This window comes from Phenylobacterium sp. (genome assembly GCF_020402505.1).
GTDB lineage: Bacteria > Pseudomonadota > Alphaproteobacteria > Caulobacterales > Caulobacteraceae > Phenylobacterium.
This window is the reverse complement of the sequence record NZ_JADBZL010000065.1, coordinates 1-3,525: the sequence shown is the minus strand read 5'-3', so window position 1 is coordinate 3,525 and position 3,525 is coordinate 1. Positions and strand designations below refer to the sequence as shown.

At 69.3% G+C, this 3,525-nt stretch carries 2 protein-coding genes; both read right to left on the bottom strand.

Translation table 11 applies throughout. The annotated features are described in order from the left end of the window. Window positions 1-65: 65 nt before the first annotated feature. A complete protein-coding gene (nuoG, locus tag IM632_RS05310) occupies window positions 66-2,099 on the bottom strand; it encodes an NADH-quinone oxidoreductase subunit NuoG (RefSeq protein ID WP_296552072.1) in 2,034 nt (677 codons plus the stop codon). Window positions 2,100-2,103: 4 nt separating this feature from the next. After that, window positions 2,104-3,420: an NADH-quinone oxidoreductase subunit NuoF gene (gene nuoF / locus IM632_RS05305; protein ID WP_296552071.1), complete on the bottom strand. Its 1,317-nt coding sequence runs from the start codon at window positions 3,418-3,420 to the stop codon at window positions 2,104-2,106. Between the last annotated feature and the right edge of the window lie 105 nt (window positions 3,421-3,525).

Below are 3,525 nucleotides of genomic sequence, written 5' to 3'. Positions count from 1 at the left end.
TGCAGGACGGTGATCAGGGTCCAGCCGCCCGGCGTGGCCCAGAAGGATTGCGCCGCGTCCATGCCCTACTCCGCCGCCAGTTTCGCCGGGCCCGCCGCCAGGGCGGCGCACTCGGCCATGGTCACGCTGGCGCGCGCGACCGGGTTGGTGAGATGGAAGGCCTTCACAGCGCTGGCGAGCGGTGCGTCGCCAACCTCGCCGGCCGCACCGATGGCCGACAGGTCCGCCTGCCCCTTGGGCGCCCAGTCGATCTGGCCGAAGGTGGGATGGTCGGCGAAGAGCCGGGCGCGCAGCTGGTCAAGGCTGTCATATGGCAGGGTCTTGCCGAGCCGCTCGGACAGGGCGCGCAGGATGGTCCAGTCCTCCCGGGCCTCGCCCTTGGGGAAGACCGCCCTCTGGCCCATCTGCACCCGGCCCTCGAGGTTGACGTAGAGGCCGTCCTTCTCGGTGTAGGCGGCGCCGGGCAGGATCAGGTCCGCCGCATGGGCGCCGGCGTCGCCGTGCGAGCCGAGGTAGATGCGGAAGGCGTCCGAGGCCGACAGGTCGATCTCGTCTGCGCCCAGCAGGAAGAGGACGTCGAGGGCGCCCTTGGCCGTCATGGCCCGGGCGTCGAGACCGCCCTCCCCGGGGATGAAGCCCATGTCCAGCCCGCCGACCCGGGAGGCGGCGGTGTGGAGGACATTCCAGCTCATGCCGAAGGCCTTGGCGACCTCGGCGGCGGCGTGGGCGACAGCGGCGCCCTGCGGGCCGGACAGGGCGCCGGCGCCGATGATCAGGGCCGGAGCCTTGGCGGACTTCAGCACCTTGGCGAAGCCGGTCCGGGCCTTGGCCAGGGCGGTCAGGGCGGAGGCGGTCTCGCCAAGGTGATCGAAGTCATAGGTGAGGTCTGCGGCCTCGCCGACGAGGCCGACCTCCAGCGCTCCCGCCAGCCAGCGGCGGCGCAGACGGGCGTTCAGGACAGGCGCCTCGAAGCGGGGGTTGGTCCCCACCAGGAGGATCGCGTCGGCCTCTTCAAGCCCGGCGATGGTGGCGTTGAACAGCCAGGACTCCCGCGGCCCCGTCCCCAGGGCCATGCCATCCTGGCGGCAGTCGGTGTTGGCGGAGCCCAGGGCCCGGAAGAGGTCGAGCGTCGCCTTCAGGGACTCGGCGTCCTGCAGGTCGCCGGCGATGGCGCCGATCCTGGCGGGCGCGGCGGCGGACAGGCGGTCAGCGGCCAGGGACAGGGCCTCAGCCCAGGTCGCGGGCCGCAGGCGGCCTTTCTCGCGGATGTAGGGGGTGTCCAGGCGCTGGCGAGACAGGCCGTCGACGGCGAACCGGGTCTTGTCGGAGATCCACTCCTCGTTGATCTCGTCATTGATCCGCGGAAGCACTCGAAGGACCGCCGGGCCGCGGCTGTCGACGCGGATGGCCGCGCCCATGGCGTCCATGACATCGACGGTCTCGGTCTTCTTCAGCTCCCAGGGGCGGGCGTTGAAGGCGTAGGGCTTGGAGGTCAGGGCGCCGACCGGGCAGAGGTCGATGACGTTGCCGGACAGCTCCGACGTGACGGCGCTGCCCAGATAGGTCGTGATTTCAACATCTTCGCCGCGCGAGATGAGGCCGATCTCCGGAACCCCGGCGACCTCGGTGATGAAGCGCACGCAGCGGGTGCACTGGATGCACCGGGTCATGACCGTATTGATCAGGGGACCCATGGCCTTTTCCTCGACGGCCCGCTTGTTCAGCGCAAAGCGGCTGTCGTCGCGGCCATAGCCCATGGCCTGGTCCTGCAGGTCGCACTCCCCGCCCTGGTCGCAGATCGGGCAGTCCAGGGGGTGGTTGATGAGGAGGAACTCCATCACCCCCTCGCGGGCCTTCTTCACCATCGGGGTGTTGGTGAAGATCTCCTGGTTGTCCGCGGCCGGCAGGGCGCAGGAGGCCTGCGGCTTGGGCGGGCCGGGCTTTACCTCGACCAGGCACATCCGGCAGTTGCCCGCGATGGACAGGCGCTCGTGATAGCAGAAGCGCGGAATCTCCTCCCCGGCCAGCTCCGCCACCTGCAGGACCGTCATGCCGGGCTCGAACTCGACCTCGACGCCGTTGACCTTGGCTTTGGGCATCCGATTACTCCGCCGCCTGCAGGGAGGCGCCCTGCACGTGCGGCTTGCCCGCACGGTAGTTGGTGATCCGCTCCTCGACCTCGTGGCGGAAGTGACGGAACAGGCCCTGGATCGGCCAGGCGGCGGCGTCGCCGAGGCCGCAGATGGTGTGCCCCTCGATCTGGCTGGCGACGTCGAGGAGCATGTCGATCTCCTTCATCTCCGCCTCGCCGGTGGCCATGCGCTCCATGACCCGCCACATCCAGCCCGTGCCCTCGCGGCAGGGCGTGCACTGGCCGCAGCTCTCGTGCTTGTAGAAGTAGGACAGTCGGGCGATGGCGCGGACGATGTCTGTGGACTGGTCCATGACGATCACCGCCGCCGTGCCAAGGCCCGACTTGAGGGCCGACAGGGAGTCGAAATCCATCAGAGCCGTCTCGGCCTCGTGGGCCGGGATCATGCGCACCGAGGAGCCGCCCGGGATCACCGCCTTGAGGTTGCCCCAGCCGCCGCGGACGCCGCCGCAGTGGTCCTCGAGCAGCTGCTTGAGGGGGATGGACATGGTCTCCTCGACCACGCAGGGCTTGTTCACGTGGCCGGAGATGGCCATCAGCTTGGTGCCCGTATTGTTGGGCCGGCCGAAGCCCGCAAACCAGGATGCGCCGCGACGCAGGATGGTTCCCACCACCGCAATCGACTCGACGTTGTTGATCGTGGTCGGGCAGCCATAGATGCCCGCCCCCGCCGGGAAGGGCGGCTTCAGGCGCGGCTGGCCCTTCTTGCCCTCAAGGCTCTCCATCAGGGCGGTCTCGTCACCGCAGATATAGGCGCCGCCGCCGTGGGTGACGAAGAGGTCGAAGTCCCAGCCGTGGACGTTGCCCTTGCCGATCAGCCTGGCCTCGTAGGCCTGCCTGATGGCGGCCTCCAGGCGCTCGCGCTCATGCACGTACTCGCCGCGGATGTAGATGTAGCAGGTGTGCGCGCGGATGGCGTAACTGGCGATCAGGGCGCCCTCGATCAGGAGGTGCGGGTCGTTTCGCAGGATCTCGCGATCCTTGCAGGTGCCCGGCTCGGACTCGTCGGCGTTGATGACGAGGTAGTGAGGGCGCTCGCTCTCGGCCTTGGGCATGAAGGTCCACTTCAGACCGGTGGAGAAGCCCGCCCCGCCCCGGCCGCGCAGGCCTGAGGCCTTGATCTGGTCGCAGACCCACTCGGGGCTCTGCTCGAGCATGAGCCGCACGCCATTCCAGGCGCCGCGCCGCTTCGCCCCCTCCAGGCCCCAGTCATGGCGACCGTAGAGGTTGGTGAAGATCCGGTCCTTGTCTTCGAGAATGCCGACCACGATACGCCCCTAAGCCTCCAGACCGATCCGGCTCACGCCGGCCTTCGAACCCCGCCCGATCACCGCGCCGCCTCCTTCGCCTTGCCGGACTTCTTCGGCTCGGCG

Coding starts and splice junctions, on each gene's coding strand:
- nuoG (WP_296552072.1), bottom strand. CDS start 2,099: ATGCCCAAAGCCAAGGTCAACGGCGTCGAGGTCGAGTTCGAGCCCGGC.